Genomic DNA, 17,710 nt, shown 5'->3' on the forward strand with positions numbered 1-17,710 from the left:
TCCGAATAGGACGACAATATGTGAATATTATTCTTCTATTTGTATTATTCTCGTATTATTGCCAAAGTACTATCGTTATGGCGAATAGAGATTGTGCATGGTTCAATCAGACATTTCGTTCAAAGAACGATATCCCCTCTTCATCGATGGGGAACAAATGCCCCCGTCCACGGACGAGTTTATCTCGACCGACGACCCCGCGACGGGTGATTCGTTCGCAGAAATTGCGGTAGCTGACTCCCGCGATGTCGACCGTGCCGTCACAGCAGCTCGGACTGCCTTCGAGTCGTGGCGAGATGTCGCTCCGGAGAAACGTGGTCGCATTGTCCATCGAATTGGGAGACAGATACACGATTCAATCGACGAATTAGCGGCCATCGAATGCAAAGATCAAGGGAAACCGATCTCACAGGCTCGAAGCGATATGCGCGGTGCGTGGCGATATTTCGAATACTATTCCGGGGTTGCTGATAAGCTCGAGGGACAAAGCGTACCAGTTGGACCGGATCAAGTCGATTTCACACTCCGTGAACCATACGGAGTAAGTGCACAGGTTACACCATGGAACTTCCCTGGGAATTTGTTTGCTCGGGGTGTCGCCCCGGCATTGGTTGCCGGAAACACAGTCGTCATCAAACCGGCTCCACAGACAGCCCTGTCCACCCTCCGGCTCGCCAAACTCTGTTCTGAAGCCGGCCTTCCGGATGGTGTCGTCAACGTCGTAACTGGAACCGGTGAATCGACTGGGCAACCCCTCGTGTCCCACTCCGATGTCGATACGATCACCTTCACAGGAAGCGTCACGACAGGTCAATCGATTATGAAGCATGCAGCAGATACTGTTACACCGGTGACACTCGAACTCGGTGGGAAAAATCCGGCGATAGTGTTCCCCGATGCGTCGCTCGATCGGACCGCTGAAAGCATCGCTACTGCCATTTTTACGAATGCCGGACAGGTGTGTTCGGCCGCCGATCGTCTCCTCGTTCACGAAGATATCCACGATCGATTGGTCGAGCGAATCGCTTCGATCGTCGACGAGTACGAAATCGGCCCCGGAAAAACTGACCCTGACATCGGTCCGCTTGCGTCCGCCGAACACAAAGACCGGGTTCTGGAGTATATCGAAGTTGGAAAAGAGGAGGGTGCAACACCATTGATTGGAGGAACGGTCCCCGATCAACCGGGATACTTTGTCGAACCGACGATCTTCATCGATGTCAAAAACGAGATGCGAATCGCGCAAGAGGAAATATTTGGTCCGGTACTCTCGGTGATCTCTTTTCACGACGAAGAAGAGGCACTATCGATCGCCAACGATACGAAGTACGGGTTGACGGCAGGAATATTCACGAACGATATCACTCGGGCACATCGTCTTTCACGCTATCTCGAGGCAGGCAATGTCTATGTGAATAAGTGGTTCGGAGATACGACACAAACCCCGTTCGGTGGCTACAAATACAGCGGTATTGGTCGCGAAAAGGGCTTGGAAGCACTGGATTCGTATCTACAAACCAAGAACGTCGCGATCGACATCAGTGAGGATGGCAGCGGGACGCTTCCTGGAGCATAATCCATATCGGTATCCCGGAAAGGTTGCTTACAAGCTCACGCATATTGTATTGTTCTAATCGATATTTTAGGACATAATACTGGATAGGAAGATATATGCGAATGAGATACATCTAATCGCAAATCTTTTGAACAATGCAGAGAGTATTTGTGCATGGGCAACACGGAACAAAGGGAGGAGTTGACGACTCTGATTGGAGATTTAGTCCGTATCGAAACGGAGAATCCACCTGGTAACGAGAAAGCGTGTGCGGAGTTTATCGCCACTTGGTTCGGAGAACGAGATATCGAAGCGGAGATCATCGATGATCCATATCCTGACCGACCTCAAGTTGGCGTCAAAGTTGGGAGCGGCAAACCAACGCTCGTGTTGAACGGGCACATCGACGTCGTCCCGGCAGGGGACCGAGACCAGTGGACGCACGATCCGTATGCCGGCGAAGCAGTCGATGGGCGTCTCTACGGTCGTGGGAGCGTCGATATGAAGACCGGTGTTGCGATAGGGATGTTGACGGTAGCTCACTTTGCGGATGATATCGAATCCGGTAGGCTTCCAGGATCGCTCGTTTTTCATGCAGCAATCGGTGAGGAGACGGCCGAACCCGGGACGAAGACCCTCCTCGAAAACGGCTATGACGGGGATTATGGTGTCGTACTCGAGCCGACTCGGTTGCACACTGCGACGAGTGAGAAGGGTCTGGCGTGGTACGAGATCTCCGTTACGGGCGACCCATCACACGCGAGTCGACCCGATCAGGGCACGAACGCGATTCAGTATGCAAAACCAATGCTGGACGCACTCGATGAGTATGATTCCACAGTCAGGGAACGTACCGATCCCCTGGTCGGGCAAGCCTATTCGACGGTGACGATGTTCGAAGCAGGTACGAAAGAGAACGTCGTCCCTGAAGAGGCAAAGATCACCACCGATCGGCGTTTTCTCCCGGATGAATCCATCGAACAAATCGATTCGGAGATCGATGAGCTAGTGGAAAGCGTCCAAGAGGAACACAGTGTTACCATCTCGTGGAACCGGACGCGAACGTACGAATCAGCTGCCATAGACGAAGACAGCGTACTTGCGGGTATTTTCCGAAAGCACTCCGCACGGGTCGCGGACGTATCCCCGGAACCGTGGGGGGTGAGTGCATCAACCGACGTTCGTAACTTTATCAACGATGCCGATACAGAAGCAATCACTTGGGGTCCCGGCGACTTGGCACAGGCTCACACGTACGACGAGCACGTCGACCTTTCCGCTGCTATGGATGGGTTGGATGCTCTTCTCGGCGCAACCGAAGAGATGCTCACAGAGGTATCGTAATAACGGTCCAGCGTAGCGTGTAGCGATTATCACGAGTGGTCGGCGTCGGAGGAGGGATATTATACTTGAATTGGCTCCGATTGGAGGATAAAATACGATGATCAAATAATTTCCTACAATATTGTACAATGACAACCGATAGATTTACATCCGAAAATTGTATTCTATGTGGTAGGGTCAAACATGACACTGTATGGCATGCCAACAGCGATGTTCCTGGTGTTCGTCGCGACGATTTTAGCCGGGAGTCTTGGCGCAATTCACTACACGATAGTCCACATTCTGTTAGGGAAACCGATTGACGAGAACATTCGAAAAACGGCGACGGAACCACGTGCAACGGACGGGGGCCGCAACGATGGCTGACGTCAACCCGTATTATCTCGGCGCGTTCGTGGTGTATTTGCTTATCGTTCTTGCCATCGGTATCTGGGGATATCGGAAAACGACAGATGTCATGGACTTCTGGGTGATGGGTCAGAGCATGGGACCGACCTTGGCAACCTGGTCGCTCGTTGCCAACTTCGTGAGCGCAGTCAGCGTGATCGGATTTATCGGAGCCGTCTATGGCGGCGGCTATTCCCTCATGACCGGTACCATTTTGGGACTGATGCTCGGGGTGAGCGGTCTCTACTTCGTCGTCGGTCGCGTTCGACAGTTGAACCACCTGACGTTGCCCGACATCATCGCGGATCTGACCGGACGACAAGCGGCTCGACCGATTGCAGGAGCGGTGTTGCTCGCGAACGGTTGGCTGTACCTTATCATGCAACTCGTCGGGGCCAGCCTCCTCGTTACGACGATTACCGGTGTTCCGTACGAGTACATGGTGTGGGTCATCGGCGTCGTGTTCATCACGTACACCGTCCTCGGAGGTCTCGTTAGCGTGGCGTGGACGGACCTCCTTCAAGGAACGATCATGGTCGCGGCCGTTCTGTTCGCACTCGGTTACATGGTGCTCGACTTGGGTGGATTCACTGCCATCAATACCGAGTTTGCCGCGATGAGTTCAGCAAACGTTGCACCCCTCGGAGACGGTGCCTACACGATAATCGGAGTCATCGCATCCGTCATCGCGTTTTTCGGCACGATATTCACGGAACAGAACATGATCGTGCGTATCGCCGCGACGAAGGACGTCCGGACAGCGAAAATCCATCTCGCAGCTTCCGGCGTCATTCTTTCGGTGTTCTACACTGCTCTCGTAGTCCTGGGCGGTGCAACGACCGTCGCACTGGGACACGCTGGATTGTCGATCAACACTGTGGATAACGCGTTCCCGACGTTGATAACCGATTACGTGCCGACTTCGATCGGTGTCGTCATCATTCTCGCCGTCATGAGTGCGATCCTTTCGACGACGGATACACGACTTCATTCGACGGGCATCACTACGGCGCGTGATATCTACAGCTACTTCCGGCCGAACGCATCGGACGAATCACAGCTTCGGGTTTCACGGATTGCAACCGTGGTCTTCGGAATAACTGCGACCGCGGCGGCCGTCAACCCACCGGACACGATTATCGGTCTTTACAACCTTCGTGCGATCCTGTTGACGAGCGCTTTCCTCATCCCAGTTTATACAGCACTCTACCTCTCGGATGTCAACGGATGGGCTGTACTCGCCTCCATCGTCGTTGGGACGGTCTTGGGCCTTGCCGCGAACTTCTTCGGTGGAGGCATCGGCATCCCCGCGACGTTCATCGGTGTCGGGTCGGCCGCGTTGGTGTTGTTGGTCGGCTATTATGCCCTTCCGGATCAGGGAAGTGGTCCACGACAGGAATACGCCGCTTCGGATGATTAACGCCATACGAAAAGATCGATGACATCATTACCACATCTCGTTCTGACCGGATCACCGTACGAACGCGGCCTCACACACGGGGAACGCTTCGCGGAAGAGATTCGTATGAACGTCGAAACGTACCTGACACGGTTTGCACAATACGGTGCCAAAGAGGAAGTCGTTCGACGCCAAGCGACCGAGTACGTCCCCCTCGTGGAGGAGTGGAACCCCGACTACGCCTCGGAATTGCGTGGTATCGCAGACGGAAGTGGTGTTCCAATCGAGGAGGTAATGCTTCTCAACGTCCGATACGAGATACTCTATGCGTCTTATTCCGATCAAACGGCCGGAACGGACGGGTGCACCAGTTTCGGTCTCCTTCCGACGGCGACAGCCGACGGGAAAACGTATGTTGGACAGAATTGGGACTGGGCGGTACCCATCGCAGATACGCTCTTGGTAACCGAGATTCATCAGAGCGATGGAAGCGACCACATCGCGATCACGGAGGCAGGTATCGTCGGCGGAAAGATGGGCGTCAACGAACACGGTATCGGCCTCGTGATTAATGGCCTCGTTTCTCCGGACGATGGTGAACACCCGTTTCGGAAACCCTTCCACCTTCGCTGTCGGGAAATACTCGATGCGACACGCTTCGATAGCGCACTCGAATCGATTATCGCCACACCGCATGCCTGTTCAGCCAATTACGTCGTCGGTCATGGTGATGGAGAGGTGATAGACATCGAAACGTCGCCCAACCGGACCGACTATGTCTATCCACGGGAGGGAATCGTCACACACGCCAATCACTTCCTGACGTCCGGTTTCGAGAGCCGAATGGAACGACAGCTCCCTGACTCGCTCTATCGAGCAAATCGACTTCGTCGACTGTTCGAACACCAACGTGGAGCGATAGACACTGAAATAATGAAATCCGCTCTTTGTGACCACTTCGGTCGTCCCGCGAGTATCTGTCGACACGAAGATCAGACTGCTCCCGTGGAAGAGCGCAGTCGGACAGACACGAGCGTAATTCTCGATCTCGACGACCGCACTCTGCATGCCACATACGGACCTCCGTGTGACGAAGATTATCGGACCTATCGCCTTGGAGAATAGTGGAAAGCGGTAGGGAGTGATTTTCTAGACCGCTGGAGGGACGAAACTCGTCGGAACGAGATCGAACCGCTCACTGACTGACCGCACTCCGCTATGGAATCACTTGCTCTTGACTTCCCCCTTACCCCGAAATTTCGAACATTGTTCAAACGAGCGTTTATTATTTTGGAGAAAAATCGTTCACTATGTCCCAGCAGGATTCAGGAACGGAGCCGGTTTCGATTCACCATTGGTACGATCCGGATTCTAGGCCCATCAGTATCACTGACGGAGAAGATGCGACAGTATGGGACGAGGATGGAAACGAATACCTCGACTTCTGCTCGCAGTTGTACTGCACCAACCTCGGCCACAGTAACGCGGCAGTGATCGAAGCAATGGAAGAACAGGCAGGAAAGATACCGTACGTTTCCTCGGCAAAACGGTCACCGACCCGCGACCGACTCGCAGAAAAGCTCGCACGCGTCACACCCGAATCACTGTCCCACACGTTTTTCTCGGTTTCCGGAAGCGAAGCCAACGAAATCGCGGTACAGTTCGCGCGTGAGTATCAGGACGCACCAACGGTACTCACCCGTTGGCGGTCCTATCACGGTGGAACGTACGGTGCAGGAGCGCTAACAGGTGATCCCGAAACACGGGCAACGATAGAACGGCACGCTGCTACTTCAGGCACAGCAAAGTTTCTCCCACCCATTCCAAAGGCCTTCGACACCAGTGATCCTCGAGAACTGGCACAGCGTGCCGGAGAGCACCTCGAATTCGTGATTCGAAACGAAGGGCCTGACTCGGTTGCCGCCATCCTCACCGAACCGATCGCCGGAACGAGCGGTGCTTTCACCGCGCCCCCGGGTTATTTTGACCACGTTCGTGACCTCTGTGATGAGTACGACATCCTCCTCATCGCCGACGAAGTCATCACAGGATTCGGTCGCTGTGGTGACTGGTTTGGCGTTCAGACCGAAGACATCGAACCGGATATGCTGACGTTTGCAAAAGGCGTTACGAGCGCATATGCACCTCTCGCGGGCGTCTCGGTAACGCCGGAGATTGCGTCGTTCGTTCGGACGAACGGTTTCGACATTGGACAGACGTTTGGGGGACATCCGATGGCGTGTGCCGCTGGCTGTGCCGCAATCGATGAGTATGCAGACGGCATAATCGATGGTGTTACTGATCTGGAAGAGGGGCTTGAATCTCGAATTCGACAGTTGGAATCGAAACACGATGTCGTCCGTGATGTTCGTGGACGAGGAGGGCTGTGGGCTGTCGAGTTCGCCGACCCGGAGACCGAGACTTCCTTCCACGATCCACGTGTCGACGACGGGCAAAACCCCGTCTCGGCGGTCCTCCACGAATGTCACGACCGAGGTATCCTGCTGGGAGGTGGTCGCCCTGGGTTCCAGATCATCATCTCTCCACCGCTGATCGCAACGCAGTCCGAGACCGACCGGGCGATGGATGTACTCGATGACTCTATCACAGTAGTCTTCGATTGAGAGCCACTCACCCTCGTTGGAGTTGGTGGAGAACGGGGTTGGTTGAAAACGGCAGAGAAAGCGATGTCAGGCGTCAGGCCATCGCTCGATGTAGACCGCTTTATCGGTGTAGAAATGAATCATGTCTTCACCTTGGGCGTGGAGGTCGCCAAAGAAGGAATCCTTCCAACCGCCGAAGTGGAAGAATGCCATCGGAGCGGCCGTCCCTGTATTCACACCGAGGTTACCAGCGTCGACCGTATGGCGGAATTTTCGGGCATCGCTTCCCCGGTCGGTAAAGAGACTAGCGGCGTTACCGAACCGACTTCGATTCACGATTCCGAGGGCGTCCTCGAAATCGTCAGCGCGGATGAGCGCGAGGACCGGTCCGAAAATCTCCTCACAGGCGATACTCATCTCCGGATCGACATCGCCGAAGATCGTCGGTCGCAGGAAATTCCCAGTATCGGGTGTTTCGAGTTCGCGGCCGTCTAAGAGGAGATCTGCACCGTCCTCGATACCCTCTCCAATGTACTCTTCGACCCGGTCTTGCTGATCTGACGTGATGAGCGGCCCCATTTCGGAGTCGTCAGCCAACCCATCGGCAACGGTCATGTTCTCGGCGCGTTCGACCACCCGATCGGCAAATTCGTCGTAAACCTCGTCGACGACGACGGCAACGGGGTTAGCGAGACACCGTTGTCCGGTGTTCGCGAAGGCGGATCCGATCGTCTGCTCGGCAGCGAAATCGAGATCGGCGGATTCGGCGACAACGATGTGGTTTTTCGCTCCACCTTGCGCTTGAACCCGTTTCCCGTTGGCTGCAGCCGTTTTGTACACGTACTTGGCCACTGGCGTACTTCCGACGAAGGATAGCCCCGCGATATCGTCGTGTTCCAACAATGTATTGACCGTCTCCTTGCTCCCATTCACGAGTTGTAAAATCCCGTCAGGGAATCCAGCGTTTTCCACGAGCTCGAACAAATATTGTGCGGTAAGCGGGTCGCGTTCGCTCGGCTTGAGGATAAATGCGTTACCAGTGGCAACCGCGTAGGGAAGGAACCAAAGAGGAATCATTCCCGGGAAGTTGTACGGCGTGATTGCGGTGAACACGCCGAGTGGTTTCCGGACGGCGGTTTCATCGATCTCCGGGGCAGCGTTCGGGAGGTGGCCCGCTTGCATGAGCGATGGAATACCACAGGCGACTTCGACGTTTTCGATGCCTCTGCGGAGCTCTCCTTTCGCTTCTTGAAACGTTTTTCCGTGTTCTCTGACCAGCAATTCCGCGATTTCGTCTTGATGATCCTCGAGTAGTTGTTTCAATCGAAACAGTGGTTGGATACGTTCTTCAACCGGAACCTCTCGCCACTCTAAGAACGCTTCATAGCCAGCCTGCACTGCCTCGTCGACGTCGGAAGTAGCACTGAAGTTCGTGTGTGCTATCGTCTCTTCCGTCGCAGGATTTACGATATCTTGGCCGTCGGAACCGCTCGGGGCTCGCCATTCCCCATCGATGTAATTCTGTACGGAATCGACGTCGATCGGAGTTTCCATCGTCATGAGTCATGTGCGCATTTGTCTCCCCACCTCATAACACTTTCTCACCAAATCCAACTCGAAGATAAATATGAGGATATTGTTCTGAATGAAGATTTACTAACGGACAATGTCCTACAACACCGCATAATCACCAAAGATTAATCAACTCGTGCAGAGTAGAGAGGATAGAACGATGTCTGGTCAAGAAAGTGAGTCCGATACCACTCTCAACGAGATAGAACGGACTGACAAAGAGTACGTCTTCGGTACGTGGTCGTTTCAAAGTGAAGTGAGCCCAACACAAGTAATAGACACCGACGGCGTCACCTTCACCGATGCGAACGGGAACGAATACATCGACTTTTCGGGACAGCTCATGTGCTCGAATCTCGGTCATTCCGCCGAGCGCGTTACGGAGGCCGTCTCCAAACAAATCGATGAAACGGCATACGTCGCTCCGGGTTTCACCACGGAAGCGCGTGCAAATCTCGGAAAGAAATTAGCGGAGGTTACACCCGGTGACCTTTCGAAGACGTTCTTCTCGACGAGCGGGACGGAAGCGGTCGAGGCTGCGATCAAAATTGCGAGATTTTATACTGGAAAGCAAAAGATCATCTCTCGATACCGTTCCTATCACGGAGCAACTTACGGGTCCATTAGCGTAACGGGGGATCCTCGTCGGCTTGCAGCAGAGCCCGGCATACCGGGGACGATCAAAGCCCCCGACCCGTACGCCTACGGGTCGACATTGGATCCGATGCAGAGTCTCGAGTACATAGAGGAAATGCTGAAGTTGGAAGGCGATACTGTCGCAGCGGTACTCGTCGAACCGATCGTCGGTTCGAATGGGATCCTCGTGCCACCCGATGAGTACCTCCCCCGACTCAAGGAGATCGCACACCAACACGGCGCTCTCTTGATTTGTGATGAGGTGATGTCCGGATTTGGACGAACCGGTGAGTGGTTTGGCTGTGACGTGTTCGACGTCGAACCCGACATTATGACGATGGCAAAAGGATTGACCGGAGCGTATCAACCACTCGGTGCCACCATCGTTAACAGTGAAATCGCCGACCACTTCGAAGACGATATGTTTTGCCACGGGCACACCTACTCCGGTCACCCAGCGGCGGTCGCTGCAGGGCTCGCGGCTGTCGAAACGTATCAATCGGAAAACCTCATCGACCAGGCACGGGAAACTGGAGAATATCTGGAATCTCGTCTCGATGACCTCGCAAACGGTCACCCCAGCGTGGGTGACACACGGGGTGTTGGACTCTTCCGTGGAATCGAATTGACGAAGAGCCCGAACAAGCGAGTCCCGTTCGGGACTCGGGACGACAAAGTCAGCAAGGGGAGTACAGTCGTAGATGAGGTGGCGGCCAAAGCCTACGAAAACGGCGTCTACGTCGCGAACATGATCAACACCCTCATTATCGCACCGCCGCTCACGATCACGGATGCCGAGATCGACGATGCGGTCGCTGCACTCGATGTTTCCCTCGAGGTATCGGACGAGGCGATGGAGGATGGAATCATGGACTGATCTCATCCGCGTTGATCGACACCACGATCAGAGTATTTGATTTGTGGATCTCTGTGCCCTCAATTGGTATTTGTCCAATTTTTACCGCATTTAGACTATGATATGGGGGAATTTAGTATAATATTGTTCTTTTGAGCACAATACTTTTCACCAATGAGAGTTATTTCCTACCATGGTAGTTGAGACCATAATTAGCGGTGGAACGGTGGTAACTGCTACAGGAGAAACCGACGCTAGTATCGCAATCGACGATGGGAAAATCGTTGGTATCGGAACCGATGAAACGTTACCGGACGCATCCGAAACGATCGATGCGTCCGGCTTACTCGTGATGCCCGGCGTGATAGACCCACACGTCCACATCGATGATATGTTCTCCATCGATAGCTACGAATCCGCAACGGGTGCCGCTGCTGTCGGTGGGACGACTTCTTACATCGACTTTGCATGGCAAGCATGGGACGGTGAGATGGGAATTTGGGACGAAGATGGGACGCTACTGGAAGGCGTCAAGCGAAAACAGGAGAAAGGGGAAGATGCATTGGTCGATTACAGTCTGCACGGTGCAATCACACGAGAGGACCCCGCTGTTTTCGATGAAATCCCCGACGTAATCGATGCTGGTGTGACGTCGTTCAAGATGTTCACCGCATACGAGCACGGCCTTTCGAACGGATTCATGAACAGAGCCATACAGCATATCGCGGCGGAAGATGCCGTCGGTGTGTTTCACACGGAAGACCCATCGATCTGTGACTCGCTGACCGAACAATTCAAAGCGGAAGGAAAAGGGGATCCGGAATGGTATCCGAAATCACGTCCGGATTATGCGGAAGCCATGGCGGCTGAGGATGCGGCGCGAATGGCGGTCGAAGCAGGGATGAAGTACTACGGAATACACACGACGTGTCGGAAAGCGGCCGACATTCTGGAGTACTTCCAAGACGACGGCAGCATGATTCGTGCCGAAACGTGCACCCATTACTGTACGCTCGACGATTCGATCTTCGAGGAGATGGGCAATCTCCCCATGATTGCACCGCCGATTCGAAAGCCGGATGACATAGAGGCGATGTTCGAACATCTTCACAACGGCTGTTTGAGTGTCGTCTCGACCGACCATTGTGGATATCGACTCGATCAAAAACAGGTCGAAAACTGGTGGGATAGTGCGTTTGGAGCGAACGCCCTTCAAGTCAGTTTACCGGTGTTCTACGATGAAGCAGTGAATCGCAGAGGGTTCTCACCGTCGTTCGTGGTACGAGTGATGGCCACGAACCCTGCCGACACGTTTGGGCTCTCGGAAAAGGGAACGTTGGAGACGGGGAAGGACGCGGATATCGTTCTCATGGATCCGGATGAAACGTATACCATCACTGCCGACGACAACGTCAGTAAAGCCGAATTCTCGATTTACGAAGGACGAACGGTCACCGGTCGCGTGAAGAAAACCCTCGTCCGAGGAGACGTCGTCGCAGAAGACGGGGAAGTCGTTGGAGACCCAGGATATGGGCAGTTTATCGAACGTGAAGTCCCTGACTGGAATACACAGTGAGCAACCGAAACTCGCAGTGATCGCTATTCCGATTTGAACTCTGCGAAGACGTCGATAACTTCCTCTACGTTATCACCTAACGAGTAGAGAACGGGCTCCGTACATCCTGCGTCACAATAATCCTGTACACGACTGACGACGTCCTCTGGGGTCCCTGCAGCGACCACGTTCGTCACAATATCGTCATCCACGAGGACGCTTGCACGTTCGATATCCTCGGCCGTTGCGGGCCAGCTTCCTAATTCCGCCTCAACTTGGTCACCGAGCTCGGGGGCGATACCCGATCCCTTCCTAATGTGTGGCTGCTGTCCGATGTATTGGGTTACCAGCCCACGGGCTTGGTCGATCGCTCGTTGGCGGTCCTCATCCATCGAGACTGCAATCAGCTGTGGTCGATCGACGTCCTCGATCGAGCCACCTTGTTTCTCGACTCCCTCCGTGAGCTTCTGCATGCCGAGTTCGTTGTGTTCGGGTGGGATGAGATAGTTCATGAACACACCGCCTGCAATTCCGTTACCCACCAGTTCACCGGTGAGTTTGTGCATCGTCGGGCCCGTGGCACCGATGTATATTGGGACATCCCGTGGTGAAGCGTCCGAACGGACGAGATCGAGTTCGATGTCCTCGACGTTGAGAGTCTGACCCTCGTAAGTCACGTTCTCGAGGTCGAACAATTTCCGAACCACAGTACAGTATTCCCACATTCTCCGAAGTGGGTTCTTGCGGTCGATGCCGACCTTTGATGCGAGGGGATCCCACCAGGCACCGATGCCGAGCTTCATCCGCCCCCCGGAGAGTTCGTCGAGCGTGGAGAACGTCTGGGCCATCAACGCCACGTTCCGTGTATAACAATTCGTCACACCGGGGGCGATGTCTATCTCGTCGGTGACCTGCGTATATGCGCCCATGACGGTCATCGCATCTCGAACGAGGCGCGACTCACCCTGCCAAACTGAGTCCAATCCTTTTGATTCTGCATACTGGGCATACCGTACTTCGTCGGCGATATCTTCGCGCTCCCAATTCCAGATTCCAACGCGATCGAATTGTGGGTCTGCCATGGTCAGTCCTCCATTGCGAGTTCGAGTGCAGCGTTCGCGAACGTGTTTGCCGCCATGTAGCAGTCGTCCCAGCTCGTGTACTCTTCCTCGGAGTGGCTTTTTCCATTTTCACTGACGGCAAATACCATCGACGTATCCATGACATCGGCAACGTGTGTGGCGTCGTGACCTGCTCCACTGAAGATCCGCATCGCGTCGTATCCGAGGTTTTCCGTGGCCCGTTCGACCGCTGTGATGTTTCTCTCGGCGAAGTCAACGGATGGGGCACGCATGCGTTCTTCCCATTCCCAGTCGAGCCCTTCTCGTTCCGCTGCCATCTCCGCCTCGGCAAGAACGCGGTCGAAGGCGTCTTCGACGACCTCATCGCTTGGGTCACGAAAGCCCCACGTGAACGTGACTTCACCAGGGATAATGTTGATCGAATTCGGTTGAACATCCATAAAACCGGTCGAACCGACGGTTCGCTCCCCAAGCGAGTTCGCTATTCGCCGAATTTGTGTGATCACGTCCGCCGCCCCGATGAGTGCATCACTGCGGTAATGCATGGGCGTGGGTCCTGTGTGATCGGCTTCACCATAATAGGTGATTGCACCCCAGGTGAAACCGACGATGCCCGTAACGATTCCAACGTCCATGTCGTTCTCCTCTAGATACGGTCCCTGCTCGATGTGGAGTTCGAAGTAGCCGTCGTAGTCTTCCGTCGGAGTTACCGGTACATCCCCTTTGTATCCGATTCGCTCCAATTCGTCCTCGAATCGGTTCCCATCTTCGTCTGTTTTGTCGTATTCTTCCTCGAGGTCGTGGTTACTGGCCCATACGCCACTTCCTTGCATCGCAGGCTGATACCGTGACCCTTCCTCGTTCGTCCAGTTGACGATCTCGACTGGATGTTCGGTCTCTATTTCCTCGTCATTGAGAGTACGAACGAACTCGAGGGCAGCAATGACGCCAAGTGCACCATCGTATATCCCTCCGTATGGCTGTGAATCGAGGTGTGACCCGAGTAGAATCGTCCCCTTTTCAGGGTTCCGTCCCTCCCGTCGGCCAAACATGTTTCCGAACTCGTCGATGCGAATGTCGAGACCCTCGTCGTCCATCTGCTCGTAAAACCAGTCACGAATTTCTCGGTCGTCGTCGGAAAGTGCCAAACGATGCAGTCCGCCGTTTTCAGTCGCACCGATTTCGGCTTGTTTTTTCATTGTATCAACAAACCGTTTCCGGTCTATCTCGATGGGCATATCAACGATGGCGGCGCAAACACTATTAAGTCTTTTCCCGGTAAATGAGCCTATTATACTAATATTGGTTCTGTATTCTTTACAACGTCCTATTCTGCCCCGAAGTTTTAAATAAGTGTATGCATTGACATGGTGTATGGTATCCCAAGATCAGGTGGTTAATCCATGAGTGAAAATTCAAAAGACAACGCGAACGATACGACGGAACTCGAGGGATTGAGTCCGATTCCACGAGACGAGCGGACAATGGGTCTCTCCCACTACATTCCGGTCTGGTGGTCATCGCTAATTATCGTCCAAGCATTTGCTGTCGCGTTTTTCGCCGTCTATCCTCACGGGAATTTGAATCTCGTTCAAGCGGGTATCGCGATCGCGATCGGAACGATCATTGCAACGATATTTTTCATTCTGAACGGATTCCCTGGTTACGAAGAAGGAATCCCGTTTGCCGTTCAGACACGGTCTGCTTTTGGCACTCGGGGGTCAATCATTCCGAACTATCTGAGAATTATTCCTGCCATCGGATGGCTTGGTATCGGAAACTGGATCGGGGCTCTTGCGATTCAAACGATCACGACGACGTTGTGGGGGTTTGGAAACGTCTGGGTGTACTTCGTTCTGTTCGTTCTTCTGAACGTTGGCCTCGCACTCAATGGGATCACATCCATCAAGTGGTTCGATTCGATCGCCGCCGGGATTCTAGGACTGTTGCTGGCATATACGGTGTATCTCGTTCTCACGACGCAGCATATTCCCAGTGACGTTATCAACTACTCCGGATCGTGGGGTAGTCAGTTCTACGCAACGATTTCGGCGGCCGTCGGATTCATTATTACGGGTGCACTCAACGCCTCGGACCTCAGCCGCCATCTCAAGGAAAAGGGAGGTGCTCGTAACCAGGTATTGGGCCATGCCTTCGGTATCGCACCACCGATGATGTTCATGCTATTGGTGGGGCTGGTCTTTGGTGTCTCGACCGGAAATGCGAACCCGATCGAGGCGATAATGATCGTCGCACCCAATCCGCTCGTCGGTAGTGCGATGTTGCTGTTCGTATTGGGCGCACAGATTTCGACGAATCTCACCCTCAACATCCTCCCACCAACTCACGTTTTCCAGGATTCGCTCGGTATTTCGTGGCGCCAAGGAGTAATTCTCACGAGTGCGCTGTCGATCGTTTCCTTCCCTTGGTATCTCTTTTCGAGCAATATATTCTACACGTTCATCAACGCATATTCCGTCTTCCTCGGTCCGGCTCTTGGAATTCTGATCGCAGACTACTGGATCATCAGGAAACGCGATACCGATATCACGTCACTCTACACAGTAGATAAAAGCTCGAAGTTTTGGTTCATTCGCGGGTTCTCGATGTCCGCACTCGTCAGCCTCTTGTTGGGGGCAGCCGTGAGTATCCCCTTCCTCGATATCTCGTGGATGGTGGGACTGCCGATCGGATTTGTCTGTTACTGTGCTCTAAAGCGATTTGAATTCGATCAACTCCTCACCGATCTCGTCGCGGACACTAACCGGAGTTCCACAAAGAGCAGCAACGATTGACCGCGGAGAGCTGCTTCTAAGATCGTTGTAGAGAAGTACTCATAGCAGGACACTAAGATACAAATTTCTGAGGCGGAGTCAGTGAAGTGGAGTTACTGATTCGATAGTTTGTTGGGACTCCTAGCTGGTAGTGATGCTGCTATCATTCGGTTTGCATCGGTCTCTTAGATGTCTTAGACCTCATAGGGGTCTTAGAACAGGCTATACATCGATGGGTCATCGGAGTCTTCCAAGACTAGAACTCGAGTTTGTTCTACACCATCCACCCGAGTAAACAATGGATGATTATCTTGTTCAGTCTAAATTCGAAATCGCTTCGTCAATATCGAAGTCTTGAGTGGTTTCGGATCCTTCTTCTGTACGATCAACCTTCTCTTGATCCTCATCGATCTCTACTTCCGGTCCCTCTTCCTCGGTGAACTCCGTGTTAACTCCCCACGGCATGTTATTTTTCCCCGACCGGAATGTACTCGAGTTCTGGATCCATTGTGTGCTTTGAAGACTTTGATTCTATTGAATCCACCGGTGGTGTAGTGATTACGTTGAGAGATACGCCCACTCTATTCAGCAGGCCGTTTGTATCCATTACCGTTTAGATTCGATAGATCGGATATGAGAAATTAGTTGAGTGGTTCTACGATCTCGTGGATGTTTTCGAGTAAATCGAAGGGATTCAATCGAGAGAAGGTGCTGTCTGGATAGTTCGTTGTCTTACAATCTCCCGGAGCTCGTTCTCCGAGAGCGGGTTGATATCGACTTGTCGACCATCGGTTGTGTAGAAAATACTCGCACCCACGTCTCGCTCTGGGAAGCACTCTGCGAGCACGTGATAGTAGACACTGAGTTGCTTCCGATATTCGGATTCAGCAACCCGACTCAGATCCGTTTTGAAGTCGATGATCTCCACTATCTCGGGACAAACGTGGACGAGGTCGATGATTCCAGCGATAGAGACTCGATCACCATCGACAGTCAGTGGCAGATACGCGTCCTCTTCAACACGCAGTTCACCATCTAACGAGTCGATGAAGCGCTTGATGTGACGCTCATCGTCGTTCGCTGGTTCCACAGTGTTCCCCAATACATACTGCTCTGCGAATTCGTGTGTCCGTGTTCCGAACTCTGGTCCCCTCCCTTCTTCCACTTCCTCGAACACGTCGTCATTCATCAGCGAGTGCGGAGAATGGCGAACCGGTCCCGCAGACACCGGGATTGAAATCTCGAAGTGGGATTGCGTCGTCTCACCATCGTGGAATTCCTGGACGTCCGGATGATACTCTTCTGTATCCACCGGCAGCTCTTCTAGAAACGCGTTCGGGTTCTCACCGGCTGAAAAGACTAAATGGCTCTTCGCACGAGTCATTGCGACATAGAGCAACCGACGTTCTTCATCGTAGTCACGCGGCAAACATTTGCGGAGAACGTCAGTCCGCCAGTTGTCGTGGATGTGTGGATAGCCGTAGTCGTCGGCATATTGCTTTCGTTGGCGTAATCCGATCGGATCGTCGAACGTGACCGCATTGCTATTCCCACCAGCAGGTGGGAACCGACGGGAGTTCATATTCGCGAGGATGACAATGGGATGTTCGAGTCCTTTTGCCGCATGAATCGTCTGGACAGTCACCGAATTCACGCCAGCACTCGCATACACATCGTGTCTGCTGCCCTCATCGATACCAGTCTCGATGAACCGAATCAGGTCCCCACGAGTTTGGATAGTCGAATTGTGCACGGACTGGATCGTCGTCAAAAGGACGTCGGCATATGAGCCATCGTACCCATATTGGGAAAAGACACACTCGAGAACCCCACCGATCGTCTCCAGGGCCTCCAGCTCCGCTCTGAACGCCTGCATGTTCGAGGGGTACGCTTCGTGGTCCAGAATAACTCGTGCTCTGCATCCGTTGCGCTACGAACGGTTGCCTC

At 53.5% G+C, this 17,710-nt stretch carries 12 protein-coding genes and 1 pseudogene; 8 read left to right on the plus strand and 5 right to left on the minus strand.

Translation table 11 applies throughout. The features are described 5' to 3' along the window. The first annotated feature begins 97 nt into the window (after positions 1–97). From NKF26_RS18270 to NKF26_RS18290, 5 genes are all read left to right on the plus strand, one after another. Positions 98–1,576: an aldehyde dehydrogenase gene (locus NKF26_RS18270; RefSeq protein WP_253226851.1), complete on the plus strand. Its 1,479-nt coding sequence runs from the start codon at positions 98–100 to the stop codon at positions 1,574–1,576. A 153-nt stretch (positions 1,577–1,729) separates the two neighbouring features. Continuing rightward, positions 1,730–2,899, plus strand: coding sequence for a M20 family metallopeptidase (locus tag NKF26_RS18275; protein ID WP_253234703.1), 1,170 nt, complete (start codon positions 1,730–1,732; stop codon positions 2,897–2,899). 334 nt (positions 2,900–3,233) lie between these two features. After that, complete coding sequence (locus NKF26_RS18280; protein ID WP_253226849.1) at positions 3,234–4,706, plus strand: sodium:solute symporter family protein; 1,473 nt, start codon at positions 3,234–3,236, stop codon at positions 4,704–4,706. An 18-nt stretch (positions 4,707–4,724) separates the two neighbouring features. Beyond that, positions 4,725–5,810, plus strand: a complete 1,086-nt coding sequence (locus NKF26_RS18285) for a C45 family peptidase (RefSeq protein ID WP_253226848.1) — start codon at positions 4,725–4,727, stop codon at positions 5,808–5,810. A gap of 185 nt (positions 5,811–5,995) precedes the next feature. Continuing rightward, entirely contained in the window at positions 5,996–7,309 is a 1,314-nt protein-coding gene (locus tag NKF26_RS18290; RefSeq protein WP_253226847.1) for an aspartate aminotransferase family protein, read from the plus strand. Between the two features lie 66 nt (positions 7,310–7,375). On the opposite strand, the gene NKF26_RS18295 is transcribed toward NKF26_RS18290, so the two are convergent. Then, the gene (locus tag NKF26_RS18295; protein ID WP_253234704.1) at positions 7,376–8,848 is read right to left on the minus strand and encodes a CoA-acylating methylmalonate-semialdehyde dehydrogenase; all 1,473 of its coding nucleotides are present in this window, start codon (positions 8,846–8,848) and stop codon (positions 7,376–7,378) included. Positions 8,849–9,020: 172 nt separating this feature from the next. Here NKF26_RS18295 and NKF26_RS18300 point away from each other — a divergent pair, with 172 nt between their 5' ends. Further along, complete coding sequence (locus tag NKF26_RS18300; RefSeq protein ID WP_253226845.1) at positions 9,021–10,373, plus strand: aspartate aminotransferase family protein; 1,353 nt, start codon at positions 9,021–9,023, stop codon at positions 10,371–10,373. A gap of 172 nt (positions 10,374–10,545) precedes the next feature. Next, a complete protein-coding gene (locus NKF26_RS18305; protein WP_253234706.1) occupies positions 10,546–11,928 on the plus strand; it encodes a dihydroorotase family protein in 1,383 nt (460 codons plus the stop codon). Between the two features lie 23 nt (positions 11,929–11,951). Here NKF26_RS18305 and NKF26_RS18310 read toward each other — a convergent pair whose 3' ends face one another. Together NKF26_RS18310 and NKF26_RS18315 are read right to left on the minus strand one after the other, a co-directional pair. Then, positions 11,952–12,989, minus strand: a complete 1,038-nt coding sequence (locus NKF26_RS18310; RefSeq protein ID WP_066147465.1) for an LLM class flavin-dependent oxidoreductase — start codon at positions 12,987–12,989, stop codon at positions 11,952–11,954. 2 nt (positions 12,990–12,991) lie between these two features. Continuing rightward, a complete protein-coding gene (locus tag NKF26_RS18315) occupies positions 12,992–14,227 on the minus strand; it encodes a Zn-dependent hydrolase (protein ID WP_253234707.1) in 1,236 nt (411 codons plus the stop codon). A gap of 165 nt (positions 14,228–14,392) precedes the next feature. On the opposite strand from NKF26_RS18315, the gene NKF26_RS18320 reads away from it, so the two are divergent. Continuing rightward, entirely contained in the window at positions 14,393–15,784 is a 1,392-nt protein-coding gene (locus tag NKF26_RS18320) for a cytosine permease (protein WP_253226842.1), read from the plus strand. Positions 15,785–16,078: 294 nt separating this feature from the next. Here NKF26_RS18320 and NKF26_RS18325 read toward each other — a convergent pair whose 3' ends face one another. Next, on the minus strand, positions 16,079–16,228 hold the full coding sequence (locus NKF26_RS18325; protein WP_253226841.1) for a hypothetical protein: 150 nt from the start codon (positions 16,226–16,228) through the stop codon (positions 16,079–16,081). A 229-nt stretch (positions 16,229–16,457) separates the two neighbouring features. Further along, positions 16,458–17,675 (minus strand): annotated as a pseudogene (locus NKF26_RS18330) (3'-5' exonuclease); the annotation flags it as partial. Positions 17,676–17,710: the final 35 nt, after the last annotated feature.

It is taken from the genome of Haladaptatus sp. AB618 (assembly GCF_024136965.1).
Classification (GTDB): Archaea; Halobacteriota; Halobacteria; order Halobacteriales; family Haladaptataceae; genus Haladaptatus.